Below are 316 nucleotides of genomic sequence, written 5' to 3'. Positions count from 1 at the left end.
TGGCGGTTCCGCATGTCCAACGACGTCTGGGGCACGCCCACCGTCGCCGGCGAGCTGCTGTACGTCACCTCGTTCGAGGTGCACGCCCTCGACGTGGCCACCGGCCGGCGCCAGTTCAAGACCCGCGACGTGGCCTGGGCGATGGCCGTCACCGACGGGCGCATCCACGCCTCCGACGGCCCCACGCTCTACGCCCTCGACGCGGCCGACGGCGCCGAGCGCTGGCGCCTCGCCACCGACGGCTGGGTCTACTCCCTGCGGGCCGACCGCGGCACGGTCGTCACCGGCACCCGCGGCGGCGGCGTCCAGGCCTGGG

The 316-nt window shown here is 75.6% G+C and carries 1 protein-coding gene; it reads left to right on the top strand.

What is annotated here, in order from left to right:
* The coding region (locus tag ACSNOH_RS35240; RefSeq protein WP_436725511.1) for an outer membrane protein assembly factor BamB family protein at positions 1-316 on the top strand (316 nt) is incomplete at both ends.

This window comes from Streptomyces sp. URMC 127 (assembly GCF_051386535.1).
In the GTDB taxonomy this organism is placed as follows: Bacteria; Actinomycetota; Actinomycetes; order Streptomycetales; family Streptomycetaceae; genus Streptomyces.
This window is presented reverse-complemented; position numbering and strand designations above follow the sequence as displayed.